This window comes from Cerasibacillus sp., from assembly GCF_036516575.1.
In the GTDB taxonomy this organism is placed as follows: Bacteria; Bacillota; Bacilli; order Bacillales; family Amphibacillaceae; genus Cerasibacillus.
Genome location: NZ_DATBTY010000043.1, coordinates 1 through 20,949, shown reverse-complemented (window position 1 = coordinate 20,949; position 20,949 = coordinate 1). Strand labels below are relative to the sequence as shown.

Sequence of the window (20,949 nt, the reverse complement as noted above, 5' to 3'; positions counted from 1 at the left end):
AAAAATATGACAGTGGGACTTCACTTCTAATAAATCACTTTCCAAAGCAATAGCAGCTGCCTTTTGTATGGCTAAAAACTGGCTACTATCGACATTACTTTTTAATGTTGCTAATGCACGGATGATTTTTTCATTACCGACTACATAACCAATCCGCCATCCCGTCATATTAAAGCTTTTCGACAACGAACCAAATTCGACTGCATGTTGTTTTGCGCCATCGACTTGGAGAGCGCTTGGTGCTTTGTAATCTCCAAATGTGATAAGATCATATGCCATATCATTGACTAATAATAAATTGTTTTCCTTCGCAAATGTAATCGCTTTCAAATAATCGTTTAATTGAACTGTTGCTGTGGTTGGATTACTTGGGTAATTCAGAAACATCATCTTAGCCCTTTGTAGCTCTTGCTTTGTTACCTGGGCATAATCCGGTAGAAACCCTCGTTTTGGTTGAAGCGGGAGATCAATCACTTCGCCACCTGCCAAATGAACCGCTGTACGGTAAACGGGGTATCCAGGGTTCGGTAATAACACGGCATCACCCGGGTTTAGTAACGTTTGAATTAAATTGTGAATCCCCTCTTTTGATCCAATTAGTGTTAAAACTTCCTTCTCTGGATCAAGTTCAACACCATATTGTCTTTTATAAAAATTAGCTACCGCTTTACGAAATTCAAAACAGCCACTATAAGGTGAATAGCGATGATTTTCAGGTTTTTGGGCTTCTTCTACCAGTGCATCTATAATAAATTTTGGTGTTGGTAGGTCAGGTGCCCCGATGCCTAAATCAATCACATCAATACCTTTTTTCTGTAGTGCTGCTTTTTTTCTGCCCAGCTCCGCAAATAAATATGGTGGTAATCGTCTCACTTTCTCAGAAATTGCCTGCACAGACATCCCTCATTTCATTATATGAAACGCTATTTCACTTAATCGCCTACATTATAGCTAACTTTTTCTCCATTATCAATAGTAAAAATAAATTAAATATTTATTTTGATGGGAAATCATTGTTAATTTTTGTATAGGGGTTTGCTGACGGCGTGCGGGGATTTGGGTACCGCTCGATTTTGCATGGGTACCGCTCGATTTCTGCCCTCTAGAATCGGGCAGAAATCGAGCTAGAAGGCTGTAGTCGCACGATGATATCTAAAACAAAAAAACAAGGCGTGCTCACCTTGTTTTTAAAATTATGCTTCACTTTTTCTATTTTTCACATAGCCTAATCCGAGAACCGCAATGGTAATAAACACAATAACACCATATATTTCTAACGTGCGATCTAGAGAGAACAGGTTGATGATTAGCGAATCTTGGGTGATCATTTCTCCGGCCGTCCAAGCAAGAATCCCTGCTCCAACATAGCTAATCCACGGGTACTTGTCCATCACACGAACAATCAGTTTGGAACCGAATATCATAATTGGAATACTAATCATAACACCAATCACTATCAGTCCTACATGCCCTTTTGCTGCTCCTGCTACAGCAACGACATTATCTAAACTCATGACAACATCTGCCATAATAATCGTCGTAAATGCTCTAAATAAAGAATTGGAAGCTTGAATTGTTGTATTCGATGATGTATCTTCCTGTTCAACAAGTAATTGATATGCAATCCACAGCAACAACAAACCACCGACTAGATGAACATATGGTAATTTTAATAAATACACAATGATAGCAGCAAAGAGGATTCGTAAAAAGACGGCACCCGCTGTTCCAAACAGAATAGCTTTATTTTGCTGTTTTTTGGGAAGTTTTCTAGTTGCCATAGCAATAACGATTGCATTATCGCCAGATAGGACAATATCAATCGCAATAATCGTTAACAATGCGATCATCGACTCAGTCGTAAACTCGATTCCAAACACAAATCGGACCACCTTTCTTTTTCCATTTAGGAGAGCTATCTTTCTTTTACGCTATCTACGTCACGCTCGCGATTGATTGAAACAATCCCTAAAGCGACTAAAGCTAGTCCGCCAAATATAAAGGCATTTAATTTCTCACCGGGGATAAACAACGCTGATAGTAATGCTCCTGACACAGGTGTAATAAATTTGTAGATACTAATTTCACCTGCTTTATTATATTTTAAAATAGAATACCATAAAGCGAAAGCAACAGCTGACAAAATAGCAGAGTAAATAAGTAATCCCCAGCCTAAAGGAGTAAAGACAATTGCCTGTTCACCTAATTGTGGAAAACCGAATATAAGCATTAGGACTGAGCCGATTGTTAATTGGTAACCCGTTAAAGCAAATGGATGAATGCCAATTGCCATCTCCTTTGCCATGATTGTGCCAATCGCACCTATTAGAGCAGCTATAATCATAAACCCTTCACCTTTAAACTGGAAAGAAAACTGCAATTCTTGTCCCCAATTCGCAACAATAATACCACCAAATCCTGCTAATAATCCTAACGCTTTGGCTATATTAATACGATCATTTTTATAAAAGAAGTGCGCTAAAATAACAGTAAAGAAAGTACCACTTGAAACAAGAATCGCTCCTTGCATTCCAGAAGTATTTGCTAAACCATTATAAAAGAAATAATATTGAACAGCTGTTTGAATGATCCCGAATAAAATGAGAAAACGCACTTGGCGTTTCGTTACGACGAGCGCTCCTCTTTGAAAAATAATCATGCCAATTAATAAAATAAGGCCGGCTAGTAAAAATCTTAGGCCAGCTAAAACTATTTTAGCAATGGTATCATCTGCTGCCATTTGCATTTCCACGTAACTAATTTTTAAAACTGGAAAGGCACTGCCCCATAAAATAGAACAAAAGACAGCAATTGAAATGACAACCCACTTTCTAGTTAATATATGTTGCATTCAAGTTTTCATCTCCTAGTAAACAATGACATGTATACGACTTAAGTAAAGGTATCTATTCGCTTAATAGTCAAGTCATATGATATTAATGTGCTTCCATTTGCGCAAAAGGAATATCTGTTTCTAAATAACCGTCAATCCGATCAAGATTTAAGGATTCCCCATTTAACCATTTTTTAAAATCAAACATGACGGGCTTATCAACTTCACCAAGCGCGAAACCCATTCCTAATTGCTTTGGAAAATAAACGGTCGTATGAATCGTCCCAGACCAATTATGATAATCCTTTGAAAAAATACCGCGTCCTGAGTCATTCATTAATCGGAAGACTCCCATTGCCGTTAAGTCATCCTTCGTTGCTTCTTGTAAAATGCTTAGACGGCGCTTTGAATCATCTAGATGATAGCGATTTTCTTCTGTTAATAATTCAAAATGGTTCGTGCAAAGAGTGGCACGGCGTTCGATTACCTGGCGAGGTGTCGTTTCTACGGTAAAAGAATCACCATTTTGATCGGACAGCGTGTAACTAAATGAATGACGATGTGGAATTTCCTTTAAAAATTGCACTGCTTCTTTCGCTGTTTGACAATTTTCTAAAATAAGGCGCCCAATCATTGTACAAACAAAGCCATTACCAGGTTTTTTACGATGCATAAAATTATAACCCATCACAAGACCTTTTTCATTCATGCCATCCATTCGACCTGTGACACGAGATGATGGTGCGATCGTTGCGTACCCTCCATCAGATGGCTGAAATAAGACGAAACGCCCGTCATATGTTCTCGGATGATAATCATAATTACGTACGAAAAAGTCCTTTCCTGTAACGATTGAACAACCACTCCGAACATAATCGAGACGATAACCGCTAAAATTTTTTAACACGCGTTCTAATGGCCAGTCTAGACCATCCCTAAGCCCGAGCAACTCCTCCCAAATTTGTGGGGCGAATTTTTGAAAAACTTGTTTGGTTTCAGTCACATCGATAGCAAAGCGCGGTTTTCTTAAGCGCCATTCTTTTTCTCTGTTTTCAAGCATAACGGATTCACGAAGCAGCTCACCTTGTCTTTTTCCGAATTCATAATGGCTGCCACGGAATTCTATGATATCACTATAAACATGTTTCATGATCGTCCCTCATTATCCTTTTGATCCTGTTGACCATTTTTCTTCGCTTGTTGGTCGCGATAAAGTTTCTTAACGAAAATGACAATTAAAAAGAGCCACCATGATGTCACCACATAAAAGATTATTTTACTCGTTTCATCCATTTCTTTAAAGAAAAAGGCCATCCCAGCCCAAATGACACCAACACCTAAAATTTGATATATGAAAAATTTATTACCCATATTTCTCTCCTCCTACACCTGCATATAGTTTATCTTACTCGCATATTCTTTTCCAAGATTTACGACTTAGTAATCATGTTAAATATATAGATAAGTGTCCGTCTCGTAAATGAAAAACAAACGCGGAAGGAGGTTTGTCAGATATTGTGATAAGCTTAACAATCTAGGTTGTAGGAATTGCGGTAGAGATATAATTTATTAGATAGTTCAATCGGATACAAGTTCGAGATATGAGTCTCAGTTATAGAACAATGGCCTCAACTAAATTAGTATACCCAAAATCAATGAGCGCTCTAAAGAAAAATCTTTTTGAGCGCTCTCTTTTTCACTTATTTTATTTTCTTAATCAAATCAACCATTTCAATTGCGGCTAAAGCGGCTTCACTACCTTTATTCCCCGCTTTTGTTCCGGCACGTTCAATCGCTTGCTCAATCGTTTCTGTCGTTAAGATTCCAAAGATGACCGGCTTACCTGATTCCAAAGCGGCATGTGATACGCCTTTTGCCGCTTCATTACAAACATAATCGAAATGCGGTGTAGCTCCACGAATGACTGTACCTAATGTAATCACGGCATCATAATCTGGTTTCAGCGCAAGTTTTTTAGCCACGAGTGGGATTTCAAAGGCACCCGGTACCCAAGCGGTATCAATGTTCTCTTCTTTCACACCATGGCGTTTCAATGTATCTAAAGCACCGTCTAACAATTTTCCCGTTATAAATTCATTAAAACGTGCGACTACAATGGCAATTTTCTGTTTTGTTCCTATCACTTGTCCTTCAAAAATATGTCCCATTTTTATCACCTAATCCTTCTACTTCTAGTAAATGTCCGAAACGCTCTTTCTTCGTTTTTAAATACTTTAGATTTTCTTGACAGACCCCCGCTTGCATCGGGATCCGCTCAACCACTTGAATACCATAGCTTTCAAGAAATGCGATTTTTTCTGGATTATTCGTCATTAACTTAACTTCTTTAATGCCTAAGTCGAGTAATATTTGGGCGGCGACATGATAATCTCGTAAATCAGCTGGAAAGCCAAGTTCATTATTTGCTTCCCATGTATCAAATCCTTGATCTTGTAATTTATAGGCCCGTAGTTTATTTAGTAGACCAATGCCTCTTCCTTCTTGGCGTAAATAAACAATGACGCCGTCGCCATATGATTCAATCAGCTGCATTGCTTTTTCAAGTTGTGGCCCGCAATCACATCGTTTGGAGCCAAAGACATCACCAGTTAAACATTCCGAATGCAGTCTAACGAGTGGAATCTGTTGTTCATCTTTTCTTTTTACTAAAGCAAGATGTTCTTTATCATCCAATTGATTGGAGTAGCCGACAATAGAAAAAGAACCAAAATGTGTCGGTAACACCGTTTCTACTTCGCGTTTAACATGGCGTTCATGTCGCTTTCTATAATCAATGAGCTGTTCAATACTCATGATTTTTAAATTAAATCTTTTGGCTATATCAAGTAAATCAGGAAGGCGTGCCATTGTGCCATCTTCTTTTACGATTTCGCAAATAACACCAACTGGTTTTGCGCCACTTAGACGCGCAAGGTCAACGGCCGCTTCTGTGTGCCCAGGTCGTTCTAACACACCTTGTTCTTTAGCAATTAGTGGAAAAACATGACCCGGCCGTTTAAAATCTTCACTCTTAACACCTTCATTTAGTAAAGCTTGAATCGTATACGAACGTTCGTAAGCGCTGATTCCAGTCGTCGTGTTCATATGATCGATACTAACGGTAAATGCTGTACCTAATGGGTCTGTGCTCTCATAAGTCATTCGTGGTAAATCGAGTTGTTTTGCTAATGATTCGGTCATTGGCGTACAGACTAAGCCTTTTCCGTGTGTGATCATAAAATTAATCATCTCAGGTGTCGCTTTTTCAGCAAGCATAACAAGATCGCCCTCATTTTCACGATCTTCATCATCAACAACAATGACTGGTTTTCCAGCTTTTAAATCGTTTAATATATCTTCAATGGAATGAAACATCGTTTTCCTCCTTACATAAAGCCATTTTCTTGTAAAAATGATTGATTGAGTTGTTTGTCCGTTGCTTGCCGTTTTATAATATGAGCAAGTGATTTAACGAGTAAATCGCACTCGATATTTACGACATCACCGACTGCTTTTTCACCTAAAATCGTTTGCTGACGCGTATGCGGAATGAGTGATATTTGAAATGAATCTTTTCCAGTCGCAAATACCGTTAAACTTGTCCCATCAACAGCAATTGAACCTTTAGGTACGATATATGTCATCCACTGTTCTGGTACTTTAATGTCATAATAGATGGCATTTTCAACGGGCGAACGCTTGATAATTTTCCCGACACCATCGATATGGCCAGAAACGAAATGACCACCAAAGCGTCCATTGCCAGACATAGCCCGCTCTAAATTAACTTGAGACCCGTGCCCTAATGACTGAAATGAAGTTGAGCGTACAGTTTCTGGCATGACATCAACAGTAAAATGCCTTGTATCAAACGAAGTAACCGTCAAACAAATCCCATTCACGCTAATGCTGTCACCAAGCTGCACATCTTCTAAAATATGTGCAGCTTGAATCGTGAGCTCCCAAGCATGTGGCGACTCCTTAGTCAGACGTTTAATTGTACCGACTTCTTCAACGATCCCTGTAAACAACGTGATCCTCTCCTTTTCGTTCGGCAATGATTTTGATATCGCTTCCTATTTTCTCAATATCTATCAATTGTAAATCTGTAACATCCTCCATCGCTGAAAAACCTTCACCCGCAAAAACTGTGTAAGCATGTCTGCCACCAATTAGTTTCGGTGCGATATACATAATCACTTGATTAAATAGCTCTTCTTGTAGAAAACTCCCATGAATTTCTGAACCACCTTCAACAAAAACGCTCGTCATCTCTTTTTTACCGAGATATGAAAGGACATCTTTAAGTTCTAATTTTTCTGTTGGAAGTCGGATAATCTTGACTTGTGGAAAACGCTCAAAACGAGCTATTTCCTGGTTCGTTACATGTTCACCAACAAAAATCCATGTCTCCGCTTGACGGTCTGTTATTACATGGCGACCAATTGGCGTTAATAAATGTGTATCTAAAATAATTCGTATCGGGTGATGACCCGTGTCTGGATATCGTGCTGTTAAACTCGGATTATCTTTTAAAACGGTCCCAACACCGACTAAAATCGCATCATGCTGTTTTCTAAGCTGATGCACATCACGCCGAGCTTGTTCACTTGTAATCCATTGACTGTCACCCGTTTTGGTAGCTGTTTTTCCATCGAGGCTCATGGCGGCTTTTAACGTGACATATGGTTTTTTCGTTTGGATGTAATGGAAGAAGAAACGATTTAAATCCCGTGCTTCCTTTTCCAAAATGCCAACCGTGACATCAATCCCAGCTTGTTTAAGGCACTTCACACCTTTTCCATGCACATTTTCATTCGGATCAAATGTTGCAATAACAACCCGCTCAACACCACTATCGATTATTTTATTCGTGCAAGGCGGCGTTTTTCCGTAATGACTACAGGGCTCTAATGTGACATATAATGTCGCATCTTTAGCTTTTTCACCAGCCATATCAAGAGCTACAACTTCCGCATGGGCCTCTCCCCTTTTTAAATGGGCACCCATTCCGACAATTTGCCCTTTATTCACGACTACCGCTCCAACAACTGGATTCGGGCTCGTCTGGCCGAGTGTTTGTTCAGCCAATTTCAGTGCCAATTGCATATATGTTTTATCGTCCACCATGATCACCTCCATTTTTTATTTTTTCCCATCAAAAAAGCCCCTGAAATTGCTTCAGGGGCATAGAGTCAGAATTTAAGGAAAACTAGGAATAACATGGGTATATCCGAAAAGGTCATATAGGGTTTGCATAGCACTTATATTCAAAGGCTACAAGCATACCCAAATAAACCAAGTAAATAGCTTGGTTTTAGCCACGGAGATACCTCACGTTTCATACGCGCTCCAATTCTTTCTCCCATCCAGACTATACTGTCGGTTCTGGAGTTACACCAGATCCACCGAATGCAACAAGCACTCGGGTCACGGACTAAGAAGCCTTCGCTTCATCACCGCCGGTCGGGAATCTCACCCTGCCCCGAAAGAAAAACTAATATTCTATTACATGATCATGATAACGGAAGTATGTAGAATTGGCAAGAGATTTAGATTTTGGAATTTGTGGTTCTACGGCATTTTTTGGTGGTGTTCTTCACGTTATTAGTTGCTAATCTAAGTCTAGTTTGTATCGAGTGGTGGCTGGCTCTCACTCGTTGTCTCTTTCTATTTTTTAACGAGGTCGCATCGGGTGAAATGCTAATCTATTAATAGTTCACAAGACAATTATGGGGTGCAGTAATTATAGAATAGTTTTAAAATATCCTGTTAAATCTATAATCGAAACGAAACTCGATTAGGGGGCATCAAGTTATTATTTTCTTACCAATCATTTATTCATAATAAATTACTGAAAGGGGAAACATCTATCTTATTTCTTACTTATCTTTATTCAGCTTAGCCATTGTGATTCAATATTTCTCTTACGAAAATATGAATAAACCGTTTAACCAGTCCAACTATTTTGCCATCAGCTTAAATATTATCATCGGCATTGATTATAAGTGTATTTTAAAATTCAGCTATCCGTTACACCTAACTGTATAATTGGCATGATTTATAAAGAGAGAAATAACCTTGTATGATTCTACTACTTCTTTTTTCCTAATCTAAATCAATATAATGCAAAATAGATTCTTATCATTCAAGCTACTAACCTATTTTTTACCATTTAGCTTTATCATCCAAACAGGCATTTACTTCTTACATACCTTATAAGTAACGTATGGAGGTGATAAAGTATGGAATCATGCTGTTGTGCGAGATTAGCTGAAATAATAGGTGGATCAATTTTAGCATCTACTGATGATGTATGTGCTGTATCACGGCTTAGGGATATTGATGCGACGATATTAAACAGAAGAACACAATCTCCTTTGTCTCTACCATTTGCCCTGTCATTTGAAAATAGTATATGTGGCGACACCTTAAATTTAGGAGAAACAGTTATTCTTCAAGAAGAAATTAATCCTTTTATTTCTGAACTCCGAGAGAGAGGGATCATAGTTACAGCCCTCCATAATCATTGGTTATTTGATGAACCGAGATTAATGTATATGCATTGGGAAAATGTAGGGGATCCATTTGATTTCGCTAGAGATAGTATTGAAGCTGCTAGAGATGCAGGATTGTTTTAGCGTATAGTATAGCTCTCTATTTAGGGAGCTTTTTTTCTGCGCCCCCCATGATACTGCCTTCGCTTATTACATAGTTAGTGTCAAGCATGGAGTAGCCGCTGGAAATAAGCCAAGGATACTTACTTCGGATTCATTTTCTAACGCTCACCAATATCAAACTACAGATTATCCAATTAATAATTGTTTATTTATTAAAACGTAAATTTCCTGTATAATTAGCGGAGATTAACTTGAAGGGACTGAACGATGCGCAGATAACAATATTTTTAATCCATATAAATAACATTTTTGGAGGTAAAAGTATTGTCAATAGAGCTATACACCAATAGATTATATTTAAGAAAAGTAAGATTATCAGATTCATTAGCTTTATTTAAAATATGGTCTGATCCAGATGTCACTCGATTCATGAATATTACCAGCTTTACTACTCTTAATCAGGCCGAGGAAATGATCGGGCTTTTTAAAAGTTTGGATCAAGATAATAAAGCGATTCGATTCACTATAATTGAATTAGAATCAGGAAAGATAATCGGTTCATGTGGATTTAATTATCTAGACTTTGAACATGAAAAAGCAGAAATAGGATATGAACTTTCCAAAGCATATTGGGGTAGAGGATATGCTACAGAAGCCATACATTCTTTACTAGAATATGCGTTTATAAATTTGAGACTAAATAGAATCGAAGCAAAAGTAGTTCCTCAAAATTTGAATTCTATAAAAGTTCTAAGTAAATTAAACTTTAAATTTGAAGGAACACTAAGACAGTCTGAAAAGGCTCAAGAAAAGTTTCATGACATCAATGTATATTCATTATTAAAAACAGATTGATATTTAGTTTTTGACCTATATCCCAGGGGGGTATAGGTCTTTTATCACGTTCCCTCTAACGAGACAGGCAGCTCAAACCAAAATGAATTGTGCTTCCCGCCCCGCTCCAATCCAATTTTCCCATAATGCTGATCGACAATTTCTTTGGCAATAGCAAGGCCTAAGCCACTACCACCTGTTTCGCGGTTACGTGAATGGTCGATACGGTAAAAACGTTCAAAAAGTCGTTGCTCATCTTCTTCACTTATTTCGTCACTCGGTCCGGTCACACTTACGCGGTACATATCATTTGGCATCTTCTTTCCTTCAATGTGAATCGGACTGTTACCATCATTATCGCAGTAATATTGAATCGCATTATCCAACAGATTACTTAACACTTGGTAAATGCCTTCTCTATTAATATATAAATCTTGTTTTTCAATTGAGCGCTTTAATGGTATACGAGCTTCCTTCAATGACCAATCAAACATCCGGACACTTTGGTCAATTAATTTTTCTAATTGACATACTTCTTTATGAATAAATGATTGCTCACGAATATGATCCCATTCTTTTAATTGTTCAAGTTGTTCTAACATCATTGTCATCCGCTTCGATTCTTGAAGTAATGCATCATACAAATCGGGCTTTCCTTCGACGATACCGTTTTTCAAAGCTTGTAAATAGCCGTTCAAATTAGCTAATGGTGTCCGTAATTCATGTGATATGTCGGCAATCATCTTCTTTCTTTCTGTTTCATTATGTTGTAGTTGTGACACCATTTCATTAAAATGAAGCATTAATTCGCCGACTTCATCATGATTTTTCGGTTGCAGTGGCTTAGGATATGTTCCTTGTTTCATTTGTTGTGTGGAGTCGATTAATTGACGTAGAGGGCGTATTAATTTATTCACAAAATAATAATGTAAAACACTTCCAAACGTAATCGTGACAAGACTAAAAATCCATAAATATTGAAATAATGTCGCATTAAATTGTTTCTGACGTGTTTCACTAAAGGATGTCATTCCTTCAACGAGAAAGCATGCTGTATGATAAACTGCCCAACCACTAATAGCGATCGATATCGTTAAAAAAAGGATGTTAATAGCTGATAAGCGCCATACGAAACCTTTTGGTAACCATGTTTTTTTACGTTTAAGACGTGACAAACTTATACCCCATTCCTCTTACCGTTTGGATCCGCTTCGGTTCAGCAGGATGATCCTCGATTTTCCGGCGTATTTTTTTGATATGTGCATCAATGACACGGTCTGATACATCTTGTTCTTCATATGGATAAATTTCTTGAACGAGCTGTTCACGGGATAAAACGATATTCGGATGTTGCATAAAAAAATAGAGTAAATTAAATTCATGTTTTGTTAATTGAACGGCTTCATCATAAAGAAGCACTTCTCCACGTCTTGGCATGACACATAACCCGTCATGGACGATTTTTTGACAAAACTGTCCTGTCCGACGTAAGACAGCTTCAACATGGGCAACTAATTCCTCAGGATTAAATGGTTTCGTCACATAATCATCGGCTCCCATTTTTAACCCCGCTATTTTATCTTCTATTCTAGCTTTTGCAGATAGCATAATAATCGAAACATCATCATTTTCCTGCTCTTTTACCCATTCCAAAAAAGCTTCCCCACTTAACTTCGGAAGCATTAAATCAAGAATAATTAAACATGGATGATGTTTTAAAAAGGCTGCTTTTGCTTGTTCGCCATCAGCAGCCTCAATCACATGATAATCATTTTTCTCTAAATAAATCCGCACTAATTGCCGAATCATCGCATCATCTTCTACAACAAGTATCGTCTGTTTGATCGTTAACACCTCACCCGTACATCTCTTTCTTTCATTGTATATCAAACAAACAACTTATTGCATCTTTTCAAACTCTTGAACCATTAATTCGTAATTAATCGCACCAAATGCGACATTGTGAATCATTCCATTTGAATCAATTAAATATGTCGTTGGGATGGGACGAATTTGGTATAACGTTGAAACGGATGAATCTTCATCTAGTGGTACCCGAAATGTAATACCATAATCTTCAACAAACGTTGGTACATTGTCTTTACTACTTTCTGTTTCAGTTAGATTAACCGCCAAAATAACAACATCTTTATTTTCATGGAACTTCTGCATATCAGGCATTTCAGCACGGCATGGTGGGCACCATGTTGCCCAGAAATTTAACATGACACGTTTTCCCCGAAAGTCAGATAACGACACTTTTTCACCATCTAATGTCTCCAGTTCGAAGTCTGGTGCAAGATTCCCTTTTTCGAGACCGACTTTAATCATCGTTTCTTTAGATTCAGCTTCTTTATCTGTATCATTTTTGTCTTCTTTTTTATCTTTGTTTTCTTCGGTTAGCACATCTGTTTGTTTAATGGACGATGATGCTTTATCTTTAAAACCAAAGTCATAAACAGCCCATGCTAACATTCCGAGAATAATGACTACAAAAATCCATTTTTTATTCACGCTTCATTCCCTCCATCAGCCTAAATTCATTAACCATGTATCTTCAACAAACTTCAATAAAAATGTTGAAATTTGAGTCATTTGACCTGTAAACAATAAGATCCCCATAACTATCATTAAACTGCCACCGATTTTCATAATGACTTGACTATGCTTAACGATCCAACGAGTGGATCCGATGAAAAATGCCAACACAAGAAATGGTAAGGCAAAACCTAATACATAGGCCAATGTATAGACCGTTCCTTGAGTCGGATTAGCTGCTGCTACAACTAGTATTGAGGCAAAAATCGGACCAATACACGGAGTCCATCCAGCTGCAAATCCCATTCCGACAAAAATTGTTCCTAAATAGCCAACTGGTTTTTTAGTAAATTGAAATCGTTTTTCTTTCATAAACGGTTTAATTGAAATCCATCCAGCGACGAATAATCCCATCACGATGATAAAAATGCCAGCCAAGCGCTGAATGAGTTTTCCTGAATCACCGATTAATAGTCCTTGAATCCAAGAACCAAGAAATGAAATACCGACACCTAACCCTATAAATACAGTCGAAACTCCTAGTAAAAAGAAAATAGAGTGAATCATAAGTTTACTACGAATTCCAATCTCTTTCTTTCCTTCTAATTCTTTCACACTCATTCCAGTTATATACGATAAATATGCAGGGAAAAGCGGTAAAGTACAAGGTGATAAAAATGATAGTGCCCCCGCACCAAATGCTAACCATATCGTTAAATCTGCTGCCGCTGTCATTTAAGACACCTTCCTTTTCTCATAAATTAACAAAGCAATGAATAACACACTCACCATTATTAGAAACCATGGTGCCATTAAGTAACCGAAAAGAGAAGCATATGGCATAATAAACGCTAACAGCAGCTGACCGACACTCCATAATATAATCGTGATGAAGGAAATTTTTTCACTTCGCCATTTTCCTTGTAACATAAGATAAAAAATAAGAAGTACCGCATGTAAACCAATACTTTGAAATCCAAGACTATTGTTCAGCACCACTTTTTGAATAAATTCATACACAAATGAACTAAATAAAAAGATCGGAACAAATGAAACAAACCATGCCGTACTATTGAATTGCTTTTTCTTTGTTTTGTAGATGATTTGTATAGTCGTCAATAAAACAGCTATGTAAAAAGCTTTGGAATCACTCGGATATGCCAAAATAGCTAAAGGATCTTCGATAAATATGTTTATATTGGCAATAATTTTACCGATCCAGATAAAAATAACAAAGTTAATTAATATCGAAGCTGTTTCTTCTAAATGTTTCTTTTTTACATCTTTTTTAGCTGGGCTCATCGCATAATAAAAAATAACCCCCGCTATTAAGCCTACGACAATAATGCCGATAGACGCTAATTTCCATACTGCTGCTGTCATGTTCTTTCCTCCAGTTACTCAAATCATGTTCATCATATCGACTCAATGTGAAAGTTTGATGAAAATCTATATTTTTTCTAAAAAACACTTGTATCCGGCAGAGATATACAATTAGCTTATGTATAAATTCATTGTACATGATTATTAATAAATCTTCTCCAACTGGGTATGTTAAATAATATAGAAGGAGTGAATCGGATGGGTAAAAAAATCATCTCAAGTCTATTAATCAGTCTGTTGTTTTTTCAAGTAGGGTGTATTGCAGGTGATAAAGTAACGAATCCACCAGCTAATTCATCATTACCAGAAGATGAACAAGGGAAGCTAACAAAACAACCAGAAGATGATGACGCAATGGAAGAAGCAACAAATGATCAAACGAATGTCACACCGTATGTCTTTCAAGAATTTGATTTAGAAGTAGACCATGACGATAAAAAAGATGTTATCGAAGTTGAATATGACAATGAACCGAATAAAGTTGAAGCAACTTATATCGACCGTCTACAGGACATACAACTCAGGGGAGATGAGGCGTTAAAAAAGTTGGATCCAATTTTTAGTGACTTCGATTTTGACGAAAATACACCTGATGAAGAAGTACTAAATAAAATTAGTGATGCCTTCAATATTCCTGATGGAGCAATTTTTGAACTGTCAATCGAATTTACAACCGGTGTGGAAAAGGAGTATAGAAGATAAGATTGAAGAAGCCGCAATAAAACCAAGTGCTTTTGGTCATATTGCGGCTTTACTATGAGATTTAACTTCTAATTATTTTTTCAAAAAAATTATTCACGACATGATTAAACTTATCCGCTTCTTCCATAAACATCCAATGACCTGATTCATGAAATTCGATAAATTGAGCACGGACGATTTCCTTTAATATGGTCCGTCGTATATCATCTGGTGAAATCATATCCTTTGTTCCTTGCAAAATCATGGTCGGAATCTCTTTAAGAACAGGCACCTTGTTTCTAATATCATATGTCTGAATGACCTCATCCATAATTTCTTGATTAACCCGCGGTTGAATGACTGTATTTGTTTTTTTGCTTAAATTCTCTGTATAAGCGACATAATATGGATCAAGCAATGATTGAATGTCTTGAAAAGGAAGCGGTTGTCTCTTTTCAAGATCTTGCAATTTCTCGCGTTCTTATAAACCAATCGCTTCATTAACTCTTCGGAAAAATCGACGATACTCTTCCCCGTTAATCCGAGTGCAGACGCAAGACAAAGTTTATGAACTGCTGTCGGGTATGTGGTCGCATATAATAACGCGAGAATGGAACCCCAAGATTGTCCTAAGATGTTTATTTTATCTACTTCTAAATAGGTTTGAATATGACGTACAAGTTCAACCTCTTCCGCAATAGAATGGCGATGATTTTGTGGTGACATCGACCGGCCGCAGCCTGCTTGGTCATAAAACACAAGCTTAAAATGTGCCGCTAATGGTTCAACATGAGGTAGAAAATAACGATGCTCATCTCCTGGACCTCCATGTAAGAATAAAATCGGCTCACCCCTGCCAATTGTTTTCATATAAATATGATGTTGATGAAACGGGATGTATGTTTCTTTATATATCATAAGCGGCTCCTTAAATAATTTTTTAATCGTCTTTGTATATTCGATATTGTCACATACAAAGAAATGGGATGTCTCTTTAATAAACTTAGCATTCGGATCAAGTCCTTCTCATAAGAAAGCTTGTTTGTCTTCTATTGCTAATGAATCCGAAATTTTATCTGCTATCATAAGATGCATCATACGAGTTCCCTTTATATCTTTCCCGTCTGTTTTTTCATTTGTGTTTCCTCCTAAAGTTCTCTAGCATATAATAAGCGCTCACTGTAAAAAATTGAGTTACTTCTCCCCGATCAATTAACTCTCCTAGGGTATCGATATCCATGATTTTAATATCTATGAACTCTATCGGATCCAATTCTTGTTCGAAGGCCTGATAGGCGTTTCGAATAAGATATGTTCTTACTTTATTTGTTTGTGTAGCGGGATTGACAAAGCACTCACTTAACAAAATAGGCTCCTCATCTGAAACAAAACCAGTTTCTTCACGAATTTCTCTTAAAATGGCTTCCTTATATGTTTCTCCCTTCTCTCGTTTCCCTGCCGGAATTTCTATAAAGAAATCATTCGCTGCATAGCGATACTGTTTAACTAAAACAATGTTGTTTTCTTCAGTAAGGACAATGGCGTTTACCCAGTCCGAATACTCATTCACATAATAATTTTCGATAACCTGTCCATCAGGAAGCTCACACATATCTTTACGTAAGTTTCCAAAAGGTGTTTGATATAGATAGTTAGATTGTAATGTTTTCCACTTCTTCATGATATCCTCCCTAAATATATAATGTTTTAATTTATTAATTTTTTTAATCATAAGGTTAACTTTTGAATATTGCAAACTTATGCAAGAGTAAAATATGAGACTAGCGCCGTTTTTCATATCATGGTACGATGCTCTTAGAATTAAAAATTCAATGTTTAAAACGGAATGTATTGCTCATTTAATATGATGTCTCAAGATGGTTTGCTCGTACGAAGAGCCGTGTTGATGATTTAATGCAATGTCTCGATGCTGTTTGATCATGCGAGAGAGTGTGTTGGAGGATTCAATGCATTATCTCAGGGGAATTTTTTTCCACGAGAGCACGCGTTGAAGCTTCAATACGATGTCTCAGGGCGATTTTTTCTCACGAGAGAACGCGTTAAAGCTTCAATACGATGTCTCAGGGCGATTTTCTCACGCGAGAGCACGCGTTAAACCTCAATGGGGCATTATAATAAAACTTTTCATAAAGGAGAATGTGGCGTGACTTTGTCTTCTGGAAAAAATAATGATATAACAGATGTTCCGGGTGTGAGAGTTGGGCATGTCACACTGTATAAAAAGCTTAATGAACAAGATACGATTTGTACGGGTGTGACAGCTATTCTTCCTCATGAAAACAATTTATTTACATATAAGACACCAGCCGCTTCACATGTTATTAATGGCTTTGGTAAAACAGCGGGCCTCATTCAAGTCAAAGAACTTGGCTTAATCGAATCACCGATTATGTTAACAAATACATTTAGTGTTGGACCTGTATTACAAGGTACGCTCACTTATATGTTAGACGAAAACCCAGATATTGGTGATTCGACGAGTTCAATTAATATTGTCGTCGGTGAATGTAATGATAGCTATTTGAACTCTATGCGCTTACAAGCCATTGAACCGCATCATGCAATCCAAGCAATCACCCAGGCAACAACTGGACCAATTGAGCAAGGAGCCATCGGTGCTGGTAAAGGAATGGTTTGCTTCGGTTACAAAGGTGGGATTGGTTCAGCTTCACGGCTCGTCCCATTTGAAGATAAAAATTATACCGTCGGGGTTCTTGTCTTAAGTAATTTTGGCAAAAAGGAACAAGCTCTATTTGAAAATTTTCCCCACGGACAAAATGATTTACCAGATGGCTCCATCATGATCATTATTGGGACAGATGCCCCATTATATGACCGACAACTCAAACGATTAGCTAAACGCGCTACGGCTGGATTAGCACGAACAGGAAGTATCATTGCCAATGGAAGTGGGGATATCGCCATTGCTTTTTCCAATGCGCAACACATTCATCATTCGAAAGAAACTCCTTTTGATTCATATACATTTATAAGGGATGATCATCCAGTTATGGAAGTCATTTTTCAAGCGGTTATAGAATCGACAGAGTCAGCTATCATTCACTCTCTTATTCATGCCGAGACGACAGAAGGGAGAAAAGGGAGAGTGATAGAAAAAGCACCATTACAAAATGACAAAGGAGTACAATAGATGGAATTAGAGATTATTACATTAAATGAAACGGATACATTACAAGTCGAAAGATTAGGTGCTACACGTGTTGAACTTGTCAGTGCAATGCAAGAAGGTGGACTCACACCAAGCTATGGAACGATAAAAAATGTCTTAGCCACAGCAAGCATTCCTGTTCAAATTATGGTCCGGCCTCATAGCGATGGTTTTGTTTATAATGAAACAGATTGGAAAACAATTAAAGAAGATCTTTTAGCGATTAAATCTTTAGGCGGAAATCGTATCGTATTTGGAGCACTTACGGATGTCGGTCATATCGATGAAACGTTATTAAACAAAGTCATCGAATGTGTTCCAGACTTTGATATAACTTTTCACCGTGCATTTGATGATGCTCGTTCACAGGTTGAAGCCTATCACATATTAAATAAATACAAACATCATGTTAAACGCATTCTCACATCAGGCGGTAAACCAAACGCAATCGACGGGATAGACAACCTTCGTCAACTGATTCAGCTTTCAAAACAATTAAACGGTCCGAAAATTTTGGTCGGTAGTGGCGTTAAACCAGGTAATCTAGAAGAACTTCATAACGAACTTCAAGCCACCGAATATCATATAGGTTCAGGCGTACGTCTTAATCAAGATTTTTCCAAGGACCTTGATGCTGTTAAAATGAAACAAGTAACTTCTTACCTTTTTTAAAACAAGAACTATTTTTGCTCATAAAATGGACTTTTCTCCATTTTATGAGCTTTTCTTCTTTTTGCATCAGCCTAAGACATTTTTCTACTTTCACATAAAAATATTGTCGGAAGAATCTTTTTATTTTTAGTCAGAATATATTGAAATAACAAAACGAGTTGACTATAATGGAGTCAGAATATTAGAAGGGAGGGAGAAACATGAAAAAACTTTTCACTGTTATCGGTTTAACAGCCTTTATTGCATCAATGTTTTTAACCCCTGTAGCAGCAGCACCAACCTCTCAGACTGTACAAATAGTGGATAAAAATGAAGAGACATTACAATCCTATACACGCTTTGTATCTGTAAATAGAACATATTCAAACAGAAATAATGCTCCAGATTCAATTAGATATAATAGCAATGGTTATTCTGGGACTCTTTATCTTGTCAATTTAAAAAAAGTCAACAGTAAGTGGCGCGCTACCTATGAAGGATATGTCACTTGTACCGGAATCTGTCCTATGACAAATACAATCAATGAATAAGTCTTTGGTTGGGAACTACCTAATCCAGACATCATAGAGTATCATTTTTTTATAAACGTAGTTCCTAATCCTTTTTCTACTTATTGGAACGTGGAGGTTATGAAAGCTATGAGATTTGGTGACTACATATGATTCGCTTTATTTGGCAAAATTGGTGGCGGAGAAAGGAACGTTTTTTCTTAATTCTAGTTGGTGTGCTCATCATTAGTGTTGGGCTTACTTATTTAGTCGGCTTATCAGAGATGAATAGAGGAACCATCGTTGATGAACTACAAAAGCGTTGGAAATCATCTTATGATATCGTTGTTCGCCCTAAAGGAACGCAAAGTATCACGGAAGAAACGGGACTCCTTGACCCGAATTATTTAAGTGGAATTAGTGGCGGCATTACGATGGAACAATATGAAACAATCAAAAACATACCGAACGTGGATGTTGCTGCACCTATCGCTACCATTGTTGATTTACATTATTATTTTAAAATTGCTCCTTACGAATATGATGGTAATGGCATTTATCGTTTAAATGAACATTACAGAGTGGATGACGGTATTCAAAGCGATATTCAAACACAAACAAGTTATATCGCTTTTGGTGACTGGGATGTTTTACATGAGAACTTTTTAGATAAACCTGAAGATTATCCTATTATTCACGGTATTGCTAATGATGTTATTACCAATCCGCAAACATTATTACTTGCAGCTATTGATCCAGAACAAGAAGCTAAGCTTGTTGGCTTGGATAAAGCGATAATCGATATAGGAAATGGTCGCTACTTTAATAAAGACGATAAAGTGCATATAGAAAAAATCCCTGAATCAGATATACCCCTTATTGATATGCCTATTATTATTAGTAATCGGGCCTATAGCAATCATAAACTAACAGTAACATTTGAAAAATTAGATATTCCCTTTGAACAAAAAACAGCTGAAGAAACACTCGATTCTATTATGAAAAAAGGTGGAGAAACCTATTTAGATAAATTGCCTGGTGGAAATACAAAAACGTATTCCTTTACAAGCAAAGACATGTTTAAAAAAATAGGCAGTAGCATGGCTGGATTTGATATTGATTCAGGCAAGTCTGTAAGTCGAACGTTATACTTAGATAAGCCTGACGGATTTCAACATGTTGATTTAGAACGCCCGAGCGCTTTACAATATACGAATAAACAAAGTCCTTACTCAGAGAGATGGCCTTTTGCCTATCAATTGAAAAAAATAGAATATGATGATGCTGGGTATACAAAAGAATCTTTCCGTGAAATGAAAGTATATGAGTTTAATCTAGATCAAGATTCTTGGCCTTATGTCCGTCATCGCTGGATTGGTTTCTATGATCCGACCAAATTAAATATTTCGAGAGATCCAACAAATGAACTACCGATGGAAACGTATCGTCCAGCAAGTACAGAACTTGTTCTCGATAAAAACATGAAACCCGTAAATCCACCGATTACTTTAAAACCTTCTAATAGTTTAACAAATGATGCTTTAGACTTTATCGCTGAGCCACCTGCCCTTTTAACAACGTTAGAAGCAGCTGAAGCGATTATCGGTGATAAACCGATATCAGCGATCCGAATTAGAGTAAAGGATGTCACTGATTTATCAGAAGACAGTCAAGCAAAAATTGAAAAAGTCGCTGACGAAATTGAACGGA

The 20,949-nt window shown here is 37.2% G+C and carries 23 protein-coding genes, 1 pseudogene and 1 riboswitch; of the genes and pseudogenes, 7 read left to right on the top strand and 17 right to left on the bottom strand.

Translation table 11 applies throughout. The annotated features are described in order from the left end of the window. From VIG73_RS08725 to ribD, 9 genes are all read right to left on the bottom strand, one after another. Nucleotides 1–894 (bottom strand): aminotransferase class I/II-fold pyridoxal phosphate-dependent enzyme (locus VIG73_RS08725; RefSeq protein ID WP_331641040.1); only part of this gene is annotated, 894 nt, incomplete at its 3' end. Nucleotides 895–1,193: 299 nt separating this feature from the next. Continuing rightward, nucleotides 1,194–1,850 (bottom strand): TerC family protein, encoded by a 657-nt coding sequence (locus tag VIG73_RS08720; protein WP_331641044.1) that lies wholly within the window; start codon nt 1,848–1,850, stop codon nt 1,194–1,196. A 65-nt stretch (nt 1,851–1,915) separates the two neighbouring features. Further along, nucleotides 1,916–2,851 carry a DMT family transporter gene (locus VIG73_RS08715; RefSeq protein WP_331641038.1) on the bottom strand — a complete coding sequence of 312 codons (936 nt, stop codon included), beginning with the start codon at nt 2,849–2,851 and terminating at the stop codon, nt 1,916–1,918. 85 nt (nt 2,852–2,936) lie between these two features. Beyond that, nucleotides 2,937–3,983 (bottom strand): C45 family peptidase, encoded by a 1,047-nt coding sequence (locus VIG73_RS08710; RefSeq protein WP_331641035.1) that lies wholly within the window; start codon nt 3,981–3,983, stop codon nt 2,937–2,939. Further along, nucleotides 3,980–4,204 carry a hypothetical protein gene (locus VIG73_RS08705; RefSeq protein ID WP_331641033.1) on the bottom strand — a complete coding sequence of 75 codons (225 nt, stop codon included), beginning with the start codon at nt 4,202–4,204 and terminating at the stop codon, nt 3,980–3,982. Before VIG73_RS08705 ends, VIG73_RS08710 begins: the two co-directional genes overlap by 4 nt. A gap of 329 nt (nt 4,205–4,533) precedes the next feature. After that, nucleotides 4,534–5,001, bottom strand: coding sequence for a 6,7-dimethyl-8-ribityllumazine synthase (gene ribE / locus VIG73_RS08700; RefSeq protein WP_331641031.1), 468 nt, complete (start codon nt 4,999–5,001; stop codon nt 4,534–4,536). After that, nucleotides 4,985–6,208: a bifunctional 3,4-dihydroxy-2-butanone-4-phosphate synthase/GTP cyclohydrolase II gene (locus VIG73_RS08695; RefSeq protein ID WP_331641029.1), complete on the bottom strand. Its 1,224-nt coding sequence runs from the start codon at nt 6,206–6,208 to the stop codon at nt 4,985–4,987. The genes ribE (VIG73_RS08700) and VIG73_RS08695 overlap by 17 nt, the downstream gene beginning before the upstream one ends. An 11-nt stretch (nt 6,209–6,219) precedes the next feature. Then, nucleotides 6,220–6,864 (bottom strand): riboflavin synthase, encoded by a 645-nt coding sequence (gene ribE / locus VIG73_RS08690; RefSeq protein WP_331641027.1) that lies wholly within the window; start codon nt 6,862–6,864, stop codon nt 6,220–6,222. Further along, on the bottom strand, nt 6,845–7,960 hold the full coding sequence (gene ribD, locus VIG73_RS08685; RefSeq protein WP_331641025.1) for a bifunctional diaminohydroxyphosphoribosylaminopyrimidine deaminase/5-amino-6-(5-phosphoribosylamino)uracil reductase RibD: 1,116 nt from the start codon (nt 7,958–7,960) through the stop codon (nt 6,845–6,847). Before ribD ends, ribE (VIG73_RS08690) begins: the two co-directional genes overlap by 20 nt. Nucleotides 7,961–8,186: 226 nt before the next feature. Further along, nucleotides 8,187–8,330: riboswitch (FMN riboswitch) on the bottom strand. Between the two features lie 748 nt (nt 8,331–9,078). Between ribD and VIG73_RS08680 the strand changes: the two genes are divergently transcribed. After that, the gene (locus VIG73_RS08680) at nt 9,079–9,474 is read left to right on the top strand and encodes a DUF1259 domain-containing protein (RefSeq protein WP_331641023.1); all 396 of its coding nucleotides are present in this window, start codon (nt 9,079–9,081) and stop codon (nt 9,472–9,474) included. Nucleotides 9,475–9,777: 303 nt separating this feature from the next. After that, nucleotides 9,778–10,308, top strand: a complete 531-nt coding sequence (locus tag VIG73_RS08675) for a GNAT family protein (RefSeq protein ID WP_331641021.1) — start codon at nt 9,778–9,780, stop codon at nt 10,306–10,308. Between the two features lie 44 nt (nt 10,309–10,352). On the opposite strand, the gene VIG73_RS08670 is transcribed toward VIG73_RS08675, so the two are convergent. From VIG73_RS08670 to VIG73_RS08650, 5 genes are read right to left on the bottom strand one after another with little or no spacing between them, the layout of a single operon-like run. Next, the gene (locus VIG73_RS08670) at nt 10,353–11,462 is read right to left on the bottom strand and encodes a sensor histidine kinase (protein WP_331641019.1); all 1,110 of its coding nucleotides are present in this window, start codon (nt 11,460–11,462) and stop codon (nt 10,353–10,355) included. After that, nucleotides 11,449–12,132, bottom strand: coding sequence for a response regulator transcription factor (locus VIG73_RS08665; protein ID WP_331641042.1), 684 nt, complete (start codon nt 12,130–12,132; stop codon nt 11,449–11,451). The genes VIG73_RS08670 and VIG73_RS08665 overlap by 14 nt, the downstream gene beginning before the upstream one ends. A 54-nt stretch (nt 12,133–12,186) precedes the next feature. Continuing rightward, nucleotides 12,187–12,801 carry a TlpA disulfide reductase family protein gene (locus VIG73_RS08660; RefSeq protein ID WP_331641017.1) on the bottom strand — a complete coding sequence of 205 codons (615 nt, stop codon included), beginning with the start codon at nt 12,799–12,801 and terminating at the stop codon, nt 12,187–12,189. A 15-nt stretch (nt 12,802–12,816) separates the two neighbouring features. Further along, complete coding sequence (locus VIG73_RS08655) at nt 12,817–13,560, bottom strand: cytochrome c biogenesis CcdA family protein (RefSeq protein ID WP_331641015.1); 744 nt, start codon at nt 13,558–13,560, stop codon at nt 12,817–12,819. Continuing rightward, on the bottom strand, nt 13,561–14,208 hold the full coding sequence (locus tag VIG73_RS08650) for a hypothetical protein (RefSeq protein ID WP_331641012.1): 648 nt from the start codon (nt 14,206–14,208) through the stop codon (nt 13,561–13,563). Between the two features lie 198 nt (nt 14,209–14,406). Here VIG73_RS08650 and VIG73_RS08645 point away from each other — a divergent pair, with 198 nt between their 5' ends. After that, nucleotides 14,407–14,910: a YusW family protein gene (locus tag VIG73_RS08645; protein ID WP_331641010.1), complete on the top strand. Its 504-nt coding sequence runs from the start codon at nt 14,407–14,409 to the stop codon at nt 14,908–14,910. 61 nt (nt 14,911–14,971) lie between these two features. On the opposite strand, the gene VIG73_RS08640 is transcribed toward VIG73_RS08645, so the two are convergent. The 3 genes from VIG73_RS08640 to VIG73_RS08630 form a co-directional block, all read right to left on the bottom strand. Continuing rightward, a complete protein-coding gene (locus tag VIG73_RS08640) occupies nt 14,972–15,307 on the bottom strand; it encodes a hypothetical protein (protein ID WP_331641008.1) in 336 nt (111 codons plus the stop codon). Next, nucleotides 15,268–15,807 carry an alpha/beta fold hydrolase gene (locus VIG73_RS08635; RefSeq protein WP_331641005.1) on the bottom strand — a complete coding sequence of 180 codons (540 nt, stop codon included), beginning with the start codon at nt 15,805–15,807 and terminating at the stop codon, nt 15,268–15,270. The genes VIG73_RS08640 and VIG73_RS08635 overlap by 40 nt, the downstream gene beginning before the upstream one ends. 214 nt (nt 15,808–16,021) lie before the next feature. Continuing rightward, complete coding sequence (locus tag VIG73_RS08630) at nt 16,022–16,570, bottom strand: NUDIX hydrolase (RefSeq protein WP_331641003.1); 549 nt, start codon at nt 16,568–16,570, stop codon at nt 16,022–16,024. A gap of 483 nt (nt 16,571–17,053) precedes the next feature. Here VIG73_RS08630 and VIG73_RS08625 point away from each other — a divergent pair, with 483 nt between their 5' ends. From VIG73_RS08625 to VIG73_RS08610, 4 genes and pseudogenes are all read left to right on the top strand, one after another. Further along, complete coding sequence (locus VIG73_RS08625) at nt 17,054–18,061, top strand: P1 family peptidase (RefSeq protein ID WP_331641001.1); 1,008 nt, start codon at nt 17,054–17,056, stop codon at nt 18,059–18,061. Next, nucleotides 18,062–18,751, top strand: a complete 690-nt coding sequence (locus VIG73_RS08620) for a copper homeostasis protein CutC (RefSeq protein WP_331640999.1) — start codon at nt 18,062–18,064, stop codon at nt 18,749–18,751. A gap of 200 nt (nt 18,752–18,951) precedes the next feature. Then, on the top strand, nt 18,952–19,281 hold the full coding sequence (locus VIG73_RS08615) for a hypothetical protein (protein ID WP_331640997.1): 330 nt from the start codon (nt 18,952–18,954) through the stop codon (nt 19,279–19,281). A gap of 128 nt (nt 19,282–19,409) precedes the next feature. Then, nucleotides 19,410–20,949, top strand: a pseudogene (locus VIG73_RS08610) (ABC transporter permease); the annotation flags it as partial.

Coding starts and splice junctions, on each gene's coding strand:
- VIG73_RS08630 (WP_331641003.1), bottom strand. CDS start 16,570: ATGAAGAAGTGGAAAACATTACAATCTAACTATCTATATCAAACACCT.
- VIG73_RS08715 (WP_331641038.1), bottom strand. CDS start 2,851: ATGCAACATATATTAACTAGAAAGTGGGTTGTCATTTCAATTGCTGTC.
- VIG73_RS08635 (WP_331641005.1), bottom strand. CDS start 15,807: ATGATATATAAAGAAACATACATCCCGTTTCATCAACATCATATTTAT.
- ribE (WP_331641031.1), bottom strand. CDS start 5,001: ATGGGACATATTTTTGAAGGACAAGTGATAGGAACAAAACAGAAAATT.
- VIG73_RS08695 (WP_331641029.1), bottom strand. CDS start 6,208: ATGTTTCATTCCATTGAAGATATATTAAACGATTTAAAAGCTGGAAAA.
- VIG73_RS08620 (WP_331640999.1), top strand. CDS start 18,062: ATGGAATTAGAGATTATTACATTAAATGAAACGGATACATTACAAGTC.
- VIG73_RS08720 (WP_331641044.1), bottom strand. CDS start 1,850: ATGATCGCATTGTTAACGATTATTGCGATTGATATTGTCCTATCTGGC.
- VIG73_RS08645 (WP_331641010.1), top strand. CDS start 14,407: ATGGGTAAAAAAATCATCTCAAGTCTATTAATCAGTCTGTTGTTTTTT.
- VIG73_RS08655 (WP_331641015.1), bottom strand. CDS start 13,560: ATGACAGCGGCAGCAGATTTAACGATATGGTTAGCATTTGGTGCGGGG.
- VIG73_RS08650 (WP_331641012.1), bottom strand. CDS start 14,208: ATGACAGCAGCAGTATGGAAATTAGCGTCTATCGGCATTATTGTCGTA.
- VIG73_RS08680 (WP_331641023.1), top strand. CDS start 9,079: ATGGAATCATGCTGTTGTGCGAGATTAGCTGAAATAATAGGTGGATCA.
- VIG73_RS08705 (WP_331641033.1), bottom strand. CDS start 4,204: ATGGGTAATAAATTTTTCATATATCAAATTTTAGGTGTTGGTGTCATT.
- VIG73_RS08710 (WP_331641035.1), bottom strand. CDS start 3,983: ATGAAACATGTTTATAGTGATATCATAGAATTCCGTGGCAGCCATTAT.
- VIG73_RS08615 (WP_331640997.1), top strand. CDS start 18,952: ATGAAAAAACTTTTCACTGTTATCGGTTTAACAGCCTTTATTGCATCA.